We start from the raw sequence: 16,288 nt of genomic DNA, 5'->3' as shown, positions 1-16,288 counted from the left end.
ATGCTCAAACGGGAACTGGGTCTCACAGGAGCCATCCTCACGGGTCTTGGCTCCATGATCGGCACGGGTATTTTTGTCAGTCTCGGGATTGCAGCGGGCATCGCTGGCTCATGGGTATTAGTTGCCCTCGCCTTAGCGGCTGGACTGGCATTGTGCAATGGGTTAAGTAGCGCGCAACTGGCGGCCAGCCACCCCCTCAGTGGCGGCACCTACGAGTATGGCTATCGCTACCTTAGCCCCGCCTTGGGGTTCACCGCGGGCTGGATGTTTCTGGTGGCCAAGTCAGCCTCAGCCGCTACTGCCGCCTTAGGGTGTATGGGTTATCTGTTAAGCGTGCTGCCAGCAGTCAACCTCGATGATTCGGCGCCTGTCGTTGGTGCCATCGCCTTAATTTGGCTGCTCACTGGGGTGGTCATTTTAGGGGTGCGCCGCTCCAGCCACGTCAATCTAGCCATTCTCACCGTCACGTTCTTAAGCTTATTGACCTTTGTGATTGTGGCAGCGCAGTACGCCCAACGCCAAGCTTGGGTAGGATTAACCCTAGGCTGGGATCCCTTGCGGTTACCGGATGTCCTCCAAGCCACCGCCCTGATGTTTGTGGCCTACAGCGGCTATGCCCGTATTACCGTCCTCGGCGAAGAAGTAAAAGCCCCCCAGCAAACGATTCCCCGCGCCATTGGTCTGACCATTGGCTTTGTCATGCTGCTCTACGGCGCTGTTGCTGTTGTCGCCCTAGCTGGGGTTGGGTCAACCGCGTTAGGGCAGGCTGCCCACCAGCAAGCGGCTCCCCTAGAGGTACTGGTAACTAGTTTTGGTGTCCCATGGGTGCGTCCCTTCATTGCTGTGGGTGCCATTGCCGCCATGGTCGGTATTTTGCTCAACCTGATCCTTGGCCTGTCGCGGATGGTGTTGGCCATGGCACGGCGGGGAGATTTACCAGCGGTATTGGCGCAGATTAGTCTGGAGGGAGCTCGACCCACGGCGGCCATTCTGACGGTCAGTTTGGGGATTTGTCTGCTCGTGCTCCTTGGCAATGTCAAAACCACTTGGTCGTTTAGCGCCTTCAGTGTCTTGATTTACTATGCCATTACCAACTGGGCTGCACTACAACTGCCAGAGGGCGATCGCCAGTTTCCCCGCTGGTTAGCAATTGTCGGGCTAGTGGGCTGTGGCGGGCTTACCGTTTGGGTGGAGCCAGTGGTGTGGTGCAGCGGCAGTGGCCTCATTGTCATCGGTTTGGCGTGGCACTATTGGCGGCGCAAAGGAAACGCCGCTTGAAACTGCTTGCGGGTCATCGGTTGGGTTACCTCCAGCCCCTCCCCCCCTAGAACCCGTAACGGCTCTCCAGCCACAGAAATCCACACAGGAGCCTCGGGATCATTCGCTGTTGCAGTAAAGATCACTTGGCCTAAACGTCCTTGCATTGAGGTGCTACCACCGCCACGGGTAAACTCTCTTGACACATCAATATAAATTCCATCCGCCTTGACCTCGACGCGATTCAATCGCGTATTTTCAGGAATACTGGTGGCCACATCTGCATTGACCGGCCCAGCAAATAACCGCTCCAGTCGGGACTTGATCAAGAGTTCTGGTTGGGCTGGGTCACCCTCAAGGCGGACTGTCGTTGGCACCAATACCAATGCATCTCCCTCACTCACCAGCCAAAACACTTGCGTGTCCTGCTGTCGAGCAACATCGGTGGGGGTGGGTTGCGGCTGTGGGTCATCAAACCGTGGTGGATTGAGGGTGAGCCATACTGCCGTCCCTGCTGAGGCCAAGCCGACTGCCGCTAGCACAATTAGAGCAGGACGGGAACGAGTCACTTTCGAGATCACTGGCTTGTCTCCTTGCTGGAGTGCACCTAACTACCTTAGGACGCAATGCATCGATGTATCGGTTCCCTATACTTTAGCTCTTAGCAGATAAATAGGGCAGGGCTAAATAGAAACTGGTAATGGTTTTGGCATCGACCACCTGCCCACTGCGAATAGCCGCTTCAAAATCGGGAATACTGAACTCTAGAGTTTCGATGCGCTCATCATCATCCTGCGCTGGAGGGGTGGCTAAGGGTTCAAGATCGGTGGCCAAATAGGCGTAGATGACTTCATCGGAGTAGCCAGGGGCAATGTAAAACTCGCCAAGGGGTTGCCACTGGTGGGCACGGTAGCCCGTTTCCTCTTGTATTTCCCGCTCAATGGTCTTAAAGGGATTTTCATGATCCTCTACGGTACCAGCCGGAAATTCAAGGAGATACTTCTCAGTAGCAAAACGGTATTGTTTCACCAGTACCAGATGACCACTAGGGGCTACAGGCACCGCCAAAGCACCCCCTGGATGCCGCACCGTTCCCATCACTGCCACTGCACCGTGGGGGAGACGATACTGGTTGACCTCAAACGTAAACTTGCGACTACGGCAGAAACAATGACGTTCGAGCACCTCAGCGGGACTGTGGGTGTTACTCATGTTTAGCTTACCAGTTGGCGATCTGTGAGTATTTCATAGCCCGTCTTGGTTACCAAGACAGTATGCTCAAACTGGGCTGACAGGGAATTGTCCACCGTCACCGCTGTCCAGCGATCCTGCAAAATTCGCACCTGCTTCGACCCAGCGTTCACAATGGGTTCAATGGCAAGGGTCATCCCTGAGCGCAGTCGCACATTCTTCAATTCATTCGTGCGAAAGTTAAACACTGACGGCTCTTCGTGAAGATTGCGCCCTACCCCATGGCCAGTAAAATCCTCAACCACAACAAACCCATTGGCTTCCACGTAGTCTTGAATGGCTCCCGCCAAATCCATCAGGTAGTTGCCTTCTTTGACTTGCTCAATCCCCCGATAGAGTGCTTCTTCGGCTACTTTGACTAATTTACTGGCACTCTCCGACACCTGACCCACGGCAATGGTAATGCAGGAGTCACCATGGAACCCATTGTAGTAAGCACCGGTATCGATTTTCACAATATCGCCGTTGCGGATTACCTTGCGAGGGCTGGGGATACCGTGAACCACTTCATTATTAATTGAGGCGCAAATGGAAGCCGGAAACCCTTGGTAACCCTTAAAACTGGGGGTAGCTCCCATCTCCCGAATTCGCTGCTCCGCATAGGCATCAAGATCGGCGGTGGTCATCCCGGGCTTGATGATCTCGGAAATTTCTTTCAAGACGGTAGCCACAATCCGTGAGGCTTGCCGCATAATGTCAATTTCCCGCTTAGATTTAATTTCAATCCCACGGCGGGGGCGGGTTTGCACGGGAGTGGTGGGGGGAGTGAGCAGATTACCAAGGATATTCATGAGTGTGAGCCAAGGGCAACCGAACAATGATTCCTTTTCAGGATAACGCTGTTCTGGTCGCAAGGGAATCGAGGGAACTCAGCGGCGGAAATGGTCGTGATACATTTGCTTAAAGCGTTGCTGTTGCACGTGGTGATCGACGATGGGGGGCGGATAGCCACAGCGATGACGCTCCAACGGAGAAATACTCCCGGATAGTAACTCTGGCGTGTCAACCGAGCGCAGTTCCGGTAGCCACCGACGGATATAGTCGGCATCGGGGTCAAATTTCTGTGCTTGGCTCATGGGATTAAAAATGCGCAGTGGCTTTGGATCCATGCCACTGGAGGCACTCCACTGCCAGCCGCCATTGTTTGCGGCTAAATCGCCATCGATGAGGCGCTGCATAAAATACCGCTCCCCCCACTGTGGATTAATGATTAAGTCCTTTGTGAGAAAGCTGGCGACAATCATGCGACAGCGGTTGTGCATCCAACCGGTTTCGTTCAACTGGCGCATGGCGGCATCCACTATCGGGTAGCCGGTCTCGCCGCGACACCAAGCCTCAAACTGTGATATGTCATTTACCCACGGAAAGCTGGCAAACCCTTGACGATAGGGACGTTCGGCCAACTCTGGAAACCAGTAGAGGGCGTGCTGATAGAATTCCCGCCAGGCCAGTTCCTGCTGCCACGTGCGAATACTCGCACGGGCTTCATCACTACGGGCGTGCTCGAGGGCTGCTTCACTGGCGGCCCAGACGGTGCGAATGCCGATCACGCCAAATTTTAAGGCAGGGCTTAATAGGGCAGTGCCGGGTCGCCCGGGGTAGTTCCGCTGCTCACCGTATTCGTAAATGGCGTGCTGGCTAAAGTGCGCGAGCTGTTGGGCTGCTGCTGCTTCTCCTGGAGCTAAAATCAACTCCCCCGACCAGTCAAAGCCTAAGTCATGGGTGCTGGGCAAGGGGATGCTCGCTATTTCGGTGGCCTCTAGGGGGGCAAAGTCTGGTGGCGGTGGCACGGGAGCGGCTTTGGGCAGGGCTGACCAATTGCGCCAAAAGGGGGTATAGACGGTGTAGGGCTGTCCCTGTTGGGTTTGCACAGCACTGGGGGGGTGCAATAGCTGATCCCACTGGCGGTGAACGGCGATGCCAAGGTCATTTAGGGTGGCGGCAACGGCGCGATCGCGCTCTCTGGCGTAGGGTTCCACGTCTTCGTGCCAGTGTACCGCTGTGGCCTTTAAGGTGGTGGCCACCTCTGGGATCACTTGCCGCGGATCCCCCTGCACCATGAGCAGACAGCCTCCCCGTTGCTGGTACGCTTCCTTGAGCGCCTGTAGGCACCCCAGCAAGTAGGCCACCCGCACTGCGGCCACATCTTGCCCTTGCAGCAGTGCTGGGTCAAAACAGAAGACTCCAACCACCGTTGGGGTGTGCTGCCGCGCTGCGTACAAACCTAAGTTATCGGCAAGGCGCAGGTCGCGGCGGTGCCAAAACAGATGTAGGGGGTAACTCATCCAAACCTCCGGCAACCCCCTTAGTAAGGGGAGGATGTCAAGGCATCTTTAACATCTTAAAAGATAGAGGTAATGCAGTTATGGGTGGCCGCCTTCAGCTCTGGCGGTTCCTCGTTGGGGTCAAGCTGACGAAACTGCTCATAGGGCATGGTTTCTTGGAGGCGGTTAATGACGCAGGTGCAGTAGCGATCGCCGCGATCGCCAAAGCCGGCAGGTGCTTGCGCCGCAAACTTAGGTTCACAGTCAGCCATAAAGGCAGCAACCGCTTCTGGTGGGTAAGTATTGGGTGTATTTGCTATAGTGGGCAGCGCCCCAAGGCATAGGCTGCTGGCTCCTAGCAAGGCAGCAAAATGTTTCACCGCAGGTCTCCTAAAAAGGGTATTTCTAATTTTGCCAAAGGACTCTCTGCTGCAAATTCAAATTTTTATTGAGGCAATGGACAAGACAAACGGCTTTGCCTATACTTAGCTATACTTAGTTGCTCAACCCGATTCCTAGCCGCAGAATATCTGGGGAACATGAAAGCAGGATCCAGTCTTGGGACGTGCCCAAGGATTCTGATGTTTTTTAGAGCCTACAGATATTTAGCACAGGCTTCTTATTTTTCTGTCTTGAGTTATTTGCTAAGGAGGCTCCCATTTCTGAACCACTTTCCCTAACCCAAAGCTTACGGGGAACCCGTGAGGTGCGTGATGACTACCAAGTTTTCCGCCTGACGGGTCTCATCGATGCCTTCTCGGAGTCTGCCTTCCGCAAAGTCATTACCAAGTGCTTTGACGATGGCCCAGCAAACATTATCCTTGACCTCTCGAAAATTGAATTTCTTGATAGTTCAGGCTTGGGAGTTCTTGTCCAACTAGCCAAAAAGGCACAGGAGCACCAAGGGCAACTCCAGATTGTCACCAATCCACGGGTGACCCAAACCGTAAAAATGGTACGGCTCGAAAAATTTCTGCCCCTCCAGCCAGATTTGGCCACGGCGATCGCCCAGATTACGGATCAACCCTCTGCCTCGTAACGTCGCTCTATGGTTGCAGTCCTCAGGGGCGATGTCTCAGCCCCATGGTTATGATGGCGTCTGCCCCTTTTTTACCCATTGCGTCGGATGCAATTGCTGCTCAGCGCTTGTCCCCTTCTGCCCTTGCTTACTTTGGGGATGCGGTCTATGAGCTGTTTATTCGCTTTATCTTTTTGACTCCCCCCCAACGGATCAATGCCTACCACCACCAAGTCGTGGCACATGTCCGTGCTGAAAGCCAAGCTCGCTACATGGACATTCTGTGGCCCCACTGCACCGCCGCAGAGCTGATGATCTTTCGCCAAGGTCGCAATGCGGCGGCGGATGGCCCCAAACGGGTGCCCGCTAAAATCTATCGCCAAGCAACGGGGTTTGAAGCACTCTTGGGCTATCTCTATCTCACGGATCCGCAACGACTACAAGACGTTTTAGCTCTGCTAGAGCAGCATATTCGGGCAGAGGTAGCCGCAGCGGAATCGCTGTAATGAAATGTAACCACAGCGTGATAGGATGCTTAGTGGCCAGTTTGAGGCATCTCAAGATGCTCCGCGTGCTGCTGTGACGGTTCCCCATTCGGCATCTGCGCCCTCCCCTTCAACAACTGTTCCTAACCAGAGTGCAACTGGTGGAGCGATGGCGGAGTTTTACCAACTCTGTCGCGAATTATTCACGACAAGCTTGGTATTGATGGCGATCGCCTTTGGGACTGTCTGGGTCATCTACGACCTAAACACAGCCTTAAACTACTTACTGGGAGCAAGTGCCAGCCTGATTTATTTGCGCTTACTTGCTCGCAATGTGGAACGCTTGGGACATGACCAGAAAAAGCTAGGAAAGACACAGCTTCTCGTTGTGGTGGCGGTCATTATTTTGGCTGCCCGCTGGCACGAGTTGCACATTATTCCCGTATTTTTGGGATTTTTGACCTACAAAGCCGCCATTCTGGTCTATATGTTTCGTACGGTTTTACCGTCCCCCTAACGACTGGCTTTGTTGTGCTTAGAACATTACGTGCGGAGGCATGATGCCTTTGATACACCTTTGGACCTCTCTCCCCGTTGCCAAACTCGAGGTGGGTCATCACTTCTACTGGCATATTGGCAACCTCAAGGTTCACGGTCAAGTGTTCATCACCACATGGATTGTGATGGGCATATTGATCGTGGCGGCTCTTGCGGCCTCCCGGAATATTCAGCGGGTTCCCAGTGGTATCCAAAACCTCATGGAATATGCCCTTGAATTTATCCGTGACTTGACCAAAAGCCAAATGGGTGAACACGAATACCGTGCTTGGGTTCCCTTTGTGGGAACACTGTTCCTGTTCATTTTTGTCTGTAACTGGTCAGGGGCGCTGGTGCCGTGGAAACTCATTGAGTTACCAGAAGGGGAATTGGCAGCACCCACCAATGACATTAATACCACTGTTGCCCTTGCGTTGTTGGTCTCCTTGGCTTACTTTTACGCAGGGCTGCGGAAGCGGGGGCTAAAGTATTTCACTAAATACATTGAGCCAACACCGGTATTGCTTCCTATTGCCATTTTGGAAGATTTTACAAAACCTCTTTCCCTGAGCTTCCGTCTTTTTGGCAACATCTTGGCGGATGAACTGGTGGTAGGGGTCTTGGTGTTGCTTGTTCCCCTGTTTGTGCCGTTACCGGTCATGGCGTTGGGGTTATTCACCAGTGCCATCCAAGCCCTTGTCTTTGCAACATTGGCCGCCACCTACATTGGTGAGGCAATGGAAGGGCATGGGGGAGAGCACGAAGAGGCTCACTCCTAAAGGGTACATACCCTGCTATTGTTATCTTTTGGAAATTTTGTTTCGTCCCACTACAGTCTGAGGAAATAAACTATGGATCCGTTAGTCGCTTCTGCTTCTGTGTTGGCTGCTGCTCTGGCTATTGGTTTGGCCTCCCTAGGCCCTGGCATCGGTCAAGGGAATGCCTCGGGTCAAGCCGTTGAAGGTATTGCGCGGCAACCAGAAGCGGAAGGTAAAATTCGGGGTACATTGCTGCTGACCCTTGCCTTTATGGAATCCCTGACGATTTACGGTCTGGTGATTGCTCTCGTGCTGCTGTTTGCTAACCCCTTTGCATCCTAAATAGCCCATGGTGGGGAAGGCGAGCTATGTGCGCTTTCCCCTTTTGTTCCGCCCCATTCTGGAGAGGCTGATGTTTGATTTTGATGCCACCCTACCCTTGATGGCTGTGCAGTTTTTAATTTTGACCGTCATTTTGAATGCGCTGCTGTATAAGCCGTTGGGTCAGGCACTGGACAATCGGGATGAGTACATCCGCACCAATTTGCAACAGGCCAAGGAGCGGCTGCAACAGGCCACCGAGCTAGCCAATCAGTACGAACAGGAATTGGCATATACCCGCCGTGAAGCCCAAGCGATCATTGAAGAGGCACGGGCAGAGGCACAAAAAATTGCCACGGCTGAAATTGCAGCAGCACAGCAGGCCCTACAGGCAGAGTTAATGAAGGCTCAAGCAGAGATTGATCAGCAAAAGCAGGCGACACTGCAGGCGCTCGAAGGTCAAGTGAGCAGCTTGAGTGAGCAGTTGTTAGCCAAGTTACTGGCCTAGGAGTTTGGGTCATGGACGCAGTAATTTTAATGGCAACGGAAGAGGTAGGGCATTTTGGCTTAAACACCAATTTGCTCGAAACCAATGTGATTAATCTTGCCATCATTATTGGGGTACTGGTTTATTTTGGTCGTGGTCTGCTGGGCAAAACCCTTGGCGATCGCCAGCAACAAATTGCAACGGCGATTGCAGAGGCGGAAGAACGCCAACGCACCGCAGCAGCTCGCTTGGCTCAGGAGCAGCAGAAGCTAGCCCAAGCAAAGGAGGAGGCAGCGCGTATTCGCGAAGAGGCGTTGGTTCGTGCCAAGGCAGCCAAAGAAGAACTGATCGCCAAGGCACAGCAGGAAATTGAGCGCTTGAAACAAACGGCCTCTCAAGACACCAGTGCGGCAACGGAGCGGGCGATCGCCGAGATCCGTGAGCGCATTACCGCCCTTGCCCTAGCTCAAGCGGAGCAGCAGCTCAAAGAGCGCTTGAGTCACGATGCCGAGCTTCAGCGCACCCTTGTTGATCGCAGTATTGCCCTACTAGGAGGCAAATGATGCAGACCACCATCCGTGGTGAACTTGTCGAACCCTACGCCGAAGCCCTACTGTCTTTGGCGCAGTCGCACAATCTCGCTGATCAGTTTCAGCAGGATAGCGGTTTGATTTTAGACCTACTGGCCGCCTCAGCGGAACTGCAAGAGTTTTTAGCCAACCCGCTCATTAATCCTGATGCTAAAAAGAACGTCCTGCGGCAGCTGACCGTGGATAAGGTACATGGCTATTTTCTCAATTTCCTCATGCTGCTGGTGGATCGGCGGCGCATTAATCTGTTAGCTGCCATTTGTCAGCAGTACCGCGCCCTGCTGCGCAAACTCCGCAATATTGTTTTGGCGGAAGTGATCAGTGCTGTAGAACTGACGGAGCAGCAACGCCACGCAGTTGTGGAGAAGGTAAAAACCATGACCGGTGCCGCTGATGTTGAACTGGCGATCGCCATCGACCCTGAACTCCTTGGTGGTGTGGTGATTAAAGTTGGCTCACAAATTTTTGATGCCAGCCTGCGTGGGCAGCTACGGCGCTTAAGTGTCAGCTTGGCACAACCGGTGTAACTCTTTTTGTACCTTTTTGTAAACTGTCTAACCCTTGAGAGCAATTCCTATGGTAAGCATCAGACCCGATGAAATCAGCAGCATTATTCGTCAGCAAATTGAGCAGTACGAGCAGTCGATCAACGTCGATAACGTGGGTACTGTGCTACAGGTGGGCGACGGTATTGCCCGCGTCTATGGCCTTGATAAAGTGATGGCCTCAGAACTAGTGGAATTTGAAGACGGTACGGTGGGTATCGCCCTCAACCTCGAAGAAGATAACGTTGGGGTGGTGCTGATGGGGGCTGGCCTAGGCATTGAGGAAGGCAGTACGGTTCGTGCCACCGGTAAAATTGCCTCGATTCCAGTGGGTGAGGCCGTCATTGGCCGTGTGGTGGATGCCCTGATGCGTCCCATTGACGGCAAAGGCGAGATTCACGCTACCGCAACCCGCTTGCTAGAGTCCCCCGCCCCCGGGATTGTGCAGCGGAAGTCGGTCTGCGAACCCCTGCAAACTGGCATTACCGCCATTGATGCCATGATTCCCATCGGTCGTGGCCAGCGGGAGTTAATCATTGGCGATCGCCAAACTGGGAAAACAGCCGTGGCAATCGATACGATCCTGAACCAAAAAGGTCAGGACGTGATCTGTGTCTATGTCGCTATTGGCCAAAAGGCCTCCAGCGTTGCCCAAGTGGTAAATGTTCTGCGGGAACGGGGTGCGCTTGACTACACCATTGTTGTCGCAGCCAACGCCAGTGACCCTGCTGCCTTACAGTACTTAGCCCCCTACACCGGCGCTAGCATTGCCGAGTACTTTATGTATCAAGGCAAGCATACCCTAGTGATCTACGATGATCTCTCGAAACAAGCGCAGGCTTACCGGCAAATGTCATTGTTACTGCGTCGTCCCCCCGGTCGCGAAGCCTATCCGGGGGATGTGTTCTACCTCCACTCTCGTCTATTAGAGCGCGCCGCCAAACTCAATGACGCCCTAGGGGGTGGCAGTATGACCGCACTACCAATTGTGGAAACCCAAGCGGGCGACGTGTCTGCCTATATCCCCACCAACGTGATTTCCATTACCGATGGCCAGATTTTCTTGTCGTCTGACCTGTTTAATGCAGGTTTGCGACCTGCGATTAATGCGGGTATTTCTGTGTCTCGGGTGGGTTCGGCAGCACAAATTAAGGCAATGAAGCAGGTGGCTGGCAAACTCAAACTAGAACTTGCGCAGTTTGACGAACTCCAAGCCTTTGCGCAATTTGCCTCTGACTTAGATAAAGCAACCCAGAATCAACTGGCGCGGGGTCAGCGGTTACGGGAAATCCTCAAGCAGCCCCAGTACTCGCCCATTCCGGTGGAGTACCAAGTTGCGACCATCTATGCGGGCACCAATGGCTATTTGGACGATATTCCCGTTGAAGCCGTGGCTAAGTTTGTCGCTGGCCTGCGGGATTATTTGGCAACGAGTAAACCACAGTACGGTGAAGCGGTACGCAGTAGCCAAAAACTCGACGAAACCGCAGAAGCTCTGCTCAAAGAGGCGATCGCCGAATATAAAGCAGGCTTTACTGCCTAGGTTCCTCCACAATTAGCTGAGGGAGTGCGGGGGTAGATACGCCCCGCACTGTACCGTCGAGAGGCAGTCAGTACGGGATACAGATACCCCCGTGCCAATTGCAGACTGACAATACTGACATCCTCCCCGCCCCCTTGCGGCGGGGKTTTTCGCTCACATTCGATAAAACGGCGCTGCCGGAATCTGAGACAACTCCACGGTAGAGTATTCCGTGTCTGCTTGCAGAGGGGTCTTGCACTGGCTCCCCGACGAAGTGAGACGTCCGCACGCCAACTAGGTGTGTTGGCGTTGCTGAATAGAGGTATGATTTTCGGGTTTGAGTCTTTTGCTGCCCTCACCTTAGCCCTCTCCCAAAGGAGAGGGAACAAGACTCTTAGCTCCCTTCTCCCCAAGGAGACGGGTTGGGGATGAGGGTCTCCCTAGGGAGACGGGTTGGGGATGAGGAAATTCATAGCCACATTCAGCAAAACCGGTGTGTTTACTCAACACGGGGGTGCGCTTTCTTCTGATGGCCAGCCCCTGCGAGATTGCTTGCCCTCAACGCTGCGGCGGTGCTACTGCGGGGCACGTCCCGAGAAGACCCTTGAGGGGGCGACAGCAGGGTTTTGAGGATCACTACGCTAGCAATGGCAATTAAGAAGTAACCAAATGCTTGTTGAAGTTTTTGGGTGGAGACTCGCTGTCCCCAGTAGCTTCCTAGCAAGGAGCCAAGGGCTGCGGCAAGGGTTAATGTCAGCGTCAGGCGTGGATCGAGTGTTACAGTTCCTAAGTAGCCCCATACCCCAGCAACAGAATTCGCTGCAATAATTAGTAGCGATGTGCCAATTGCCTGCCGCATAGGAATTTTACCCAGTAGCACCAGGGCTGGCACAATGGCAAAGCCACCTCCCACCCCAACTAATCCGGTGAGAAGTCCTACCCCTAGCCCCTCGGTAGGCAGCCAAAGCCAGCAGTATTTGCAGGCAGGCGGGCGATAGAGTTGGCTTTCTAGGGTGACCTCTGGAGGCATCAATTCGGGTGGGGTGGAGCGTTGCTGCCGCCGAATCATTAAAAAGGCAGCGATCATCATGGTGCTGGCAAAGAGTAACAGCTGCACGGTGTCGGTAATCCACGGCAGGGCAGCCAGTCGTGCCCCTAGGTAGGCACCAAGCATTGTGGCGGAGCCAAACACAAGAGCTAATCGCAAATTTACGTAGCCCCGTCGCCATTGGGGAATGGCCGCTAAGAGGCTGACACTGCCAACGATCACCAATGTCATGGCGATCGCCACCTTGGTTGGAATACCCATGACATAGACCAGAACCGGCAAGGCCAAGACAGACCCACCGCCCCCTAAAAGCCCTAAACTCAGACCGATGGCGATCGCTAACCCATGCCCCAGCCAATACCCTAACATCGCCTACTTCCTGCGCGGGCGATTCATGGGCAGAAGCGCAAGGAGCCGCGCCAAGGCGCACGTGTTTGTAATGCCTGCAAACAGTAGGCCAGCCCCGACAAATCCTGAGAGGAGAAAGAAACCGGGATTCACCGTAAAGCCAGCGATCACCCCCACAAGGATCAGGCTGCCAGCCACAATTTGCACTTGGCGCATGAGGCTGATGGGGGCAGTACTGCCACCGTACCCCGCCTGCTGCCATGCCTGAAAGCCACCCTGCAATTCCCTGAGGTTGCTTAGCCCTTTGGCCTGGAGTATTTCCCACGCTAGGTGTGAGCGGCGACCCGACTGACAATAGAGAACAATGGGGATATTGAGGGTAGGCAGGTGAAGGTCTTGGACATCAGCCAGAGGGCAAAGTAAGGCACCGGGAATATGGCCACTGGCGTACTCGTTGGGTTCACGCACATCAATCAGCAGCAGGTCGCGATCGGCAAGTGCCCGATGCAGTTCCGCAGCGGTGATGAGGGTTGGCGTAGGGGTGATGGTCATCATGTCCTCCTATTTCTTAAAACGGATAGCGTACGTTCAAGTTAGATGGCTAAACCGCCGCAACGGCTAAGCCACAACGTTCATTGGCCGGTACAGCTTCCATCATTTTTTGTGGGTTGGGTAGGTTCAGACTGGCCATAAATTCAATAAATTGCTGGCGATCGCGCCCAACAAAGCGAGGGTTAAACCGTTTCTCTTCACCAATCGTGGACACAGTAAAGCCGCGATAATCATGGCCGGGATAGACGAGGGTGTCGTCTGCAAGGCTAAAGAGGCGTTGGGTAACGGCATCGTAGAGAGCACCCGCATCGCCACTTTGAAAATCGGTGCGGCCACAACCGCGAATGAACAGCGAGTCTCCTGTGAGTAGGTGGTCGCCATTGACCAAGAAGGCTAGATGACTATCGGTATGGCCAAGGGTGGCGAGCGCCTGAATGGGAATAGCCCCGACGTAAATTGTCTCTTGATCCTGCAAGAAACCGTCTGCACAGTCCACCTTGGCATTTTGGGGGACGAGGGTACGACAGCCCGTGTGCTCTCGCAGTTTTCCTGCACCAGTAATGTGATCCGCATGAACGTGGGTTTCTAAGCAATAGCGCAGTTTTAAGCCCAACTGCTCAATCAACAACAGGTCCCGATCCACCTGCTCCAAAACACTATCCACCAGCGCTGCTTCGCTCGTGGCTGGGTCAGCAATCAGGTAAGAATAGGTCCAAGTGGCTTGGTCAAATAATTGCCGGAATAACATGTGCAACTCCCTATAGACCCTCGGTAAATCTTAAGCGATCCTGTGCAAGGATAACTAATATGATTATATAACCAAATAGTTGAATAATGTCAAGGCGTAGAGGGGACGCTCCAACCCATAAGCGGCCATGGCAGCTAGACCTAACTACCGTCCCGATGTGAACCTGAAATGTCGAAGCTGTAACATTGTCAGCAGAAGCTAACAAAAGGACGGCAAAACAAGAGTACCTCTATGAGCGAGGGGGCGATCGCCCTTAAAATTGAAAATAGCAGATAAAAATGCAGGACAGCAATGCAACAATGTCCTGCAATTGCGTGTAGGGAGTGAACGTAGCTTAGGTATCCCACCATAACCAATAATTTAGCGCAGGCAAGCTATGGACGTTAAGCCTTCAGTTCAATCCTTGACGGAACAAGATGTCATTCAACGCCAAGCCGTCAGCCAACTCCTGCGAGCACGCTTACGAGCCACTGCAGGGGTCACCATCAGTGATGCCCCCCTCCCCATGGCCACCCCCAATCCCATGGGGTTATCTCCCCTAAAGCTGCCAACCCACGCCAATAACGATCAAACACCGCCCACGTGACTTACCGCTATTGAATCAACGATTACAACAGCAGCTTCCTACCCAACAGAGGGAAGGGAAATGCCTGTGTTAAAGTTGCCAGCTTGGAAGACTCTACACCAATGACTTGGCGTTCGTCAGCCATCCTACGCGATAGCTGGTGCAGGACATTCTTCCGGCAATATACTAGTTTAGTGTGCGGCGTTGCCACACGATGAGGACTATAGCACAGTTGGCGTTGCTGAATAGACGTATGATTTTCGGATTTGAGTCTTTTGCCGCCCTCTCTTTTGGGAGAGGGCGAGGGTGAGGGCAATTCATAGCCACATTCAGCAACACTGCACAGTTTATTACCGCAATTCATCTCACGCTTCAATCAACGATTTGAAGCAGAGGATTCTTGCAGTTATATGCTAAAGGGTGCGTGAACTACCGCTCATCATCGCTACGCGATAGATAAGCGGCTTCCTTGTTCAACGGGGACAGCATCTAGCAAAACCGAAGTTTTACCAGATGTCTTACGTCCCCTCCCAAAGGCAGTAGAGCTAGTTCCTAACTCCAATACCCGCAAGGCTTCATTTCTTATGTTGATTGCAGCATTTATATCCCTATCATGCTCTGTATTACAAACATCACAAGTCCAATTGCGAACATCAAGCGGTAGGTTACCCACTTGATTGAGGCAAACATGACAGGTTTTTGAGGAAGGAACGAAACGATTGACTTCGATATATATCTTCCCTGCTCTTTCAGCTTTGTACTTGAGCATGGTACAAAACATCCCCCAGCCAGCACCACTAATCGCTTTGGCTAGCTTGGGATTTCGCACCATCCCTTTCACATGCAGATTTTCTACAGCAATCACTTGGTTTTCGTTGACTATCTTGCGGGATAGCTTGTGCAGAAAATCTTCACGACAGCGAGCTATTTTATGGTGAACGCGAGCGACTCGCTTTCGAGCTTTATCTCGATTGTTGCTTCCCTTCTGTTTGCGAGAAAGCTTCTTCTGTTTGCGCTTTAGGTTACGAGCATGTTTGGCTAAATGCCGAGGGTTGTCGAACTTCGAGCCATCGCTAGTAATTGCGAAGTGGGTCAACCCCAGGTCAATTCCTATCGCTTTCCCCTCAGCACTGGGAATAGGTTGCTCTTGACCATCATCAACTAGAAGGGACACATAATACTTCCCGTCTGGATTGAGAGAAACCGTAGCCGATTTGATTTGTCCCTCAAATTCTCGGTGCTGACGGCAGGATAACTTCCCAACGTTTCCAGGGAGTTTAACGTAATCTCCTTCTACTTTGACGTTTTGAGGATAAGTAATCGATTGACGACCTTTTTTGGACTTGAACCTCGGCAGCTTCGCTCTCCCTTCAAAAAAGTTCTTGTAAGCCGTAGACAAATTCAGAGCCACGACTTGCAAGCATTGAGAGTAAGCCTCCTTCAGCCACGGGTGCTCCTTTTTCAGGTCAGGGAGTAATCCCTGAATAGCTGAGCGGGACAACCCTTTCCCAGTTGATTTGTAGGTTTCTTGGCACAAGTTGAGCGAGTAATTCCAGTACCAGCGGCAGCAGCCAAAGCTCTTGGCTAGGGCTAATTTCTGCTCGTGGGTTGGATAGGCTCTGAACTTGTACGCTTGCAACATTTAGCGTCTTTAGATGTTACTGATAATATCCTACCAGATAGCAAAGAGGATGTGCTACGCACGTTGATTTATGGGTCGCCATTCATCCCACGATTCACCTGCGGTAGAATAGATCGACTTCTTGCGACATTTGTAGAAAAATCTTAAAATCGGCGCTCAGGAAGAGCTAGAGGGCTTTCTGGAGCTGGCACAAAAATGATAGAGTACAAAAAATTCCCATTTAAACTGCTGTAAATCCTGTCCTCTTGAGAAGGGAGTATTCATCACATCCTCGAAACCCGCCTATCCATGATTGGTTACACCGTGGTTACGGCGGCTGATGGCGAGGAAGCTCTAACCACATTTCGGCA

The 16,288-nt window shown here is 52.8% G+C and carries 20 protein-coding genes and 1 pseudogene; 12 read left to right on the top strand and 9 right to left on the bottom strand.

Going from position 1 to position 16,288, the window contains the following annotated elements:
* Positions 1–1,278 carry an APC family permease gene (locus tag L5220_RS04250; protein ID WP_499571833.1) on the top strand — a complete coding sequence of 426 codons (1,278 nt, stop codon included), beginning with the start codon at positions 1–3 and terminating at the stop codon, positions 1,276–1,278.
* Here L5220_RS04250 and L5220_RS04245 read toward each other — a convergent pair.
* The 5 genes from L5220_RS04245 to L5220_RS04225 form a co-directional block, all read right to left on the bottom strand.
* Positions 1,248–1,826: a GerMN domain-containing protein gene (locus L5220_RS04245; RefSeq protein ID WP_499571831.1), complete on the bottom strand. Its 579-nt coding sequence runs from the start codon at positions 1,824–1,826 to the stop codon at positions 1,248–1,250. The two genes, L5220_RS04250 and L5220_RS04245, sit on opposite strands and share 31 nt — an antisense overlap.
* An 85-nt stretch (positions 1,827–1,911) precedes the next feature.
* Positions 1,912–2,469 (bottom strand): NUDIX hydrolase, encoded by a 558-nt coding sequence (locus L5220_RS04240; protein WP_448514718.1) that lies wholly within the window; start codon positions 2,467–2,469, stop codon positions 1,912–1,914.
* A gap of 2 nt (positions 2,470–2,471) precedes the next feature.
* Positions 2,472–3,299 carry a type I methionyl aminopeptidase gene (gene map / locus L5220_RS04235; RefSeq protein WP_099797840.1) on the bottom strand — a complete coding sequence of 276 codons (828 nt, stop codon included), beginning with the start codon at positions 3,297–3,299 and terminating at the stop codon, positions 2,472–2,474.
* Between the two features lie 78 nt (positions 3,300–3,377).
* The gene (locus L5220_RS04230) at positions 3,378–4,793 is read right to left on the bottom strand and encodes an FAD-binding domain-containing protein (protein WP_448526964.1); all 1,416 of its coding nucleotides are present in this window, start codon (positions 4,791–4,793) and stop codon (positions 3,378–3,380) included.
* Between the two features lie 56 nt (positions 4,794–4,849).
* Positions 4,850–5,152, bottom strand: coding sequence for a hypothetical protein (locus L5220_RS04225; RefSeq protein WP_499571828.1), 303 nt, complete (start codon positions 5,150–5,152; stop codon positions 4,850–4,852).
* Between the two features lie 326 nt (positions 5,153–5,478).
* Between L5220_RS04225 and L5220_RS04220 the strand changes: the two genes are divergently transcribed.
* From L5220_RS04220 to atpA, 9 genes are all read left to right on the top strand, one after another.
* Positions 5,479–5,811, top strand: a complete 333-nt coding sequence (locus L5220_RS04220; RefSeq protein ID WP_227517495.1) for an STAS domain-containing protein — start codon at positions 5,479–5,481, stop codon at positions 5,809–5,811.
* 50 nt (positions 5,812–5,861) lie between these two features.
* Entirely contained in the window at positions 5,862–6,296 is a 435-nt protein-coding gene (locus L5220_RS04215) for a Mini-ribonuclease 3 (protein WP_499571825.1), read from the top strand.
* A 148-nt stretch (positions 6,297–6,444) separates the two neighbouring features.
* The gene (locus L5220_RS04210; RefSeq protein ID WP_448514714.1) at positions 6,445–6,792 is read left to right on the top strand and encodes an ATP synthase subunit I; all 348 of its coding nucleotides are present in this window, start codon (positions 6,445–6,447) and stop codon (positions 6,790–6,792) included.
* 40 nt (positions 6,793–6,832) lie between these two features.
* Positions 6,833–7,591 carry a F0F1 ATP synthase subunit A gene (gene atpB, locus L5220_RS04205; protein WP_099797832.1) on the top strand — a complete coding sequence of 253 codons (759 nt, stop codon included), beginning with the start codon at positions 6,833–6,835 and terminating at the stop codon, positions 7,589–7,591.
* Positions 7,592–7,663: 72 nt separating this feature from the next.
* Positions 7,664–7,912, top strand: coding sequence for an ATP synthase F0 subunit C (gene atpE, locus L5220_RS04200; protein WP_009767951.1), 249 nt, complete (start codon positions 7,664–7,666; stop codon positions 7,910–7,912).
* A gap of 70 nt (positions 7,913–7,982) precedes the next feature.
* Complete coding sequence (locus tag L5220_RS04195; RefSeq protein WP_099799786.1) at positions 7,983–8,399, top strand: F0F1 ATP synthase subunit B'; 417 nt, start codon at positions 7,983–7,985, stop codon at positions 8,397–8,399.
* 11 nt (positions 8,400–8,410) lie between these two features.
* A complete protein-coding gene (locus tag L5220_RS04190) occupies positions 8,411–8,941 on the top strand; it encodes a F0F1 ATP synthase subunit B (RefSeq protein WP_448514713.1) in 531 nt (176 codons plus the stop codon).
* Positions 8,941–9,495 carry an ATP synthase F1 subunit delta gene (gene atpH / locus L5220_RS04185; RefSeq protein ID WP_499499657.1) on the top strand — a complete coding sequence of 185 codons (555 nt, stop codon included), beginning with the start codon at positions 8,941–8,943 and terminating at the stop codon, positions 9,493–9,495. Before L5220_RS04190 ends, atpH begins: the two co-directional genes overlap by 1 nt.
* Positions 9,496–9,544: 49 nt before the next feature.
* Positions 9,545–11,056 carry a F0F1 ATP synthase subunit alpha gene (gene atpA / locus L5220_RS04180; protein ID WP_448514712.1) on the top strand — a complete coding sequence of 504 codons (1,512 nt, stop codon included), beginning with the start codon at positions 9,545–9,547 and terminating at the stop codon, positions 11,054–11,056.
* A 478-nt stretch (positions 11,057–11,534) separates the two neighbouring features.
* Here atpA and L5220_RS04175 read toward each other — a convergent pair whose 3' ends face one another.
* From L5220_RS04175 to L5220_RS04165, 3 genes are read right to left on the bottom strand one after another with little or no spacing between them, the layout of a single operon-like run.
* A complete protein-coding gene (locus L5220_RS04175; protein WP_499571821.1) occupies positions 11,535–12,452 on the bottom strand; it encodes a sulfite exporter TauE/SafE family protein in 918 nt (305 codons plus the stop codon).
* Positions 12,453–12,455: 3 nt separating this feature from the next.
* Positions 12,456–12,983, bottom strand: a complete 528-nt coding sequence (locus tag L5220_RS04170) for a rhodanese-like domain-containing protein (RefSeq protein ID WP_099797820.1) — start codon at positions 12,981–12,983, stop codon at positions 12,456–12,458.
* A 49-nt stretch (positions 12,984–13,032) separates the two neighbouring features.
* Positions 13,033–13,731 carry an MBL fold metallo-hydrolase gene (locus L5220_RS04165; RefSeq protein WP_499571819.1) on the bottom strand — a complete coding sequence of 233 codons (699 nt, stop codon included), beginning with the start codon at positions 13,729–13,731 and terminating at the stop codon, positions 13,033–13,035.
* A gap of 376 nt (positions 13,732–14,107) precedes the next feature.
* On the opposite strand from L5220_RS04165, the gene L5220_RS04160 reads away from it, so the two are divergent.
* Positions 14,108–14,317: a hypothetical protein gene (locus L5220_RS04160; protein WP_499571817.1), complete on the top strand. Its 210-nt coding sequence runs from the start codon at positions 14,108–14,110 to the stop codon at positions 14,315–14,317.
* A gap of 424 nt (positions 14,318–14,741) precedes the next feature.
* On the opposite strand, the gene L5220_RS04155 is transcribed toward L5220_RS04160, so the two are convergent.
* Entirely contained in the window at positions 14,742–15,938 is a 1,197-nt protein-coding gene (locus L5220_RS04155) for an RNA-guided endonuclease InsQ/TnpB family protein (protein ID WP_499571815.1), read from the bottom strand.
* A 258-nt stretch (positions 15,939–16,196) separates the two neighbouring features.
* Here L5220_RS04155 and L5220_RS04150 point away from each other — a divergent pair.
* A pseudogene (locus tag L5220_RS04150) lies at positions 16,197–16,288 on the top strand (DNA-binding response regulator); the annotation flags it as partial.

It is taken from the genome of Synechococcus sp. PCC 6716 (genome assembly GCF_022570815.1).
Classification (GTDB): domain Bacteria; phylum Cyanobacteriota; class Cyanobacteriia; order Thermosynechococcales; family Thermosynechococcaceae; genus Thermosynechococcus; species Thermosynechococcus lividus.
This window is presented reverse-complemented; position numbering and strand designations above follow the sequence as displayed.

What these genes read in the sequence shown, in the direction of transcription:
- L5220_RS04250 (WP_499571833.1), top strand. Translation starts at nt 1, where the DNA reads ATGCTCAAACGGGAACTGGGTCTCACAGGAGCCATCCTCACGGGTCTT.
- L5220_RS04240 (WP_448514718.1), bottom strand. Translation starts at nt 2,469, where the DNA reads ATGAGTAACACCCACAGTCCCGCTGAGGTGCTCGAACGTCATTGTTTC.
- map (WP_099797840.1), bottom strand. Translation starts at nt 3,299, where the DNA reads ATGAATATCCTTGGTAATCTGCTCACTCCCCCCACCACTCCCGTGCAA.
- L5220_RS04230 (WP_448526964.1), bottom strand. Translation starts at nt 4,793, where the DNA reads ATGAGTTACCCCCTACATCTGTTTTGGCACCGCCGCGACCTGCGCCTT.
- L5220_RS04215 (WP_499571825.1), top strand. Translation starts at nt 5,862, where the DNA reads ATGATGGCGTCTGCCCCTTTTTTACCCATTGCGTCGGATGCAATTGCT.
- L5220_RS04210 (WP_448514714.1), top strand. Translation starts at nt 6,445, where the DNA reads ATGGCGGAGTTTTACCAACTCTGTCGCGAATTATTCACGACAAGCTTG.
- atpB (WP_099797832.1), top strand. Translation starts at nt 6,833, where the DNA reads ATGATGCCTTTGATACACCTTTGGACCTCTCTCCCCGTTGCCAAACTC.
- atpE (WP_009767951.1), top strand. Translation starts at nt 7,664, where the DNA reads ATGGATCCGTTAGTCGCTTCTGCTTCTGTGTTGGCTGCTGCTCTGGCT.
- L5220_RS04195 (WP_099799786.1), top strand. Translation starts at nt 7,983, where the DNA reads ATGTTTGATTTTGATGCCACCCTACCCTTGATGGCTGTGCAGTTTTTA.
- L5220_RS04190 (WP_448514713.1), top strand. Translation starts at nt 8,411, where the DNA reads ATGGACGCAGTAATTTTAATGGCAACGGAAGAGGTAGGGCATTTTGGC.
- atpH (WP_499499657.1), top strand. Translation starts at nt 8,941, where the DNA reads ATGCAGACCACCATCCGTGGTGAACTTGTCGAACCCTACGCCGAAGCC.
- atpA (WP_448514712.1), top strand. Translation starts at nt 9,545, where the DNA reads ATGGTAAGCATCAGACCCGATGAAATCAGCAGCATTATTCGTCAGCAA.
- L5220_RS04175 (WP_499571821.1), bottom strand. Translation starts at nt 12,452, where the DNA reads ATGTTAGGGTATTGGCTGGGGCATGGGTTAGCGATCGCCATCGGTCTG.
- L5220_RS04170 (WP_099797820.1), bottom strand. Translation starts at nt 12,983, where the DNA reads ATGACCATCACCCCTACGCCAACCCTCATCACCGCTGCGGAACTGCAT.
- L5220_RS04165 (WP_499571819.1), bottom strand. Translation starts at nt 13,731, where the DNA reads ATGTTATTCCGGCAATTATTTGACCAAGCCACTTGGACCTATTCTTAC.
- L5220_RS04160 (WP_499571817.1), top strand. Translation starts at nt 14,108, where the DNA reads ATGGACGTTAAGCCTTCAGTTCAATCCTTGACGGAACAAGATGTCATT.
- L5220_RS04155 (WP_499571815.1), bottom strand. Translation starts at nt 15,938, where the DNA reads ATGTTGCAAGCGTACAAGTTCAGAGCCTATCCAACCCACGAGCAGAAA.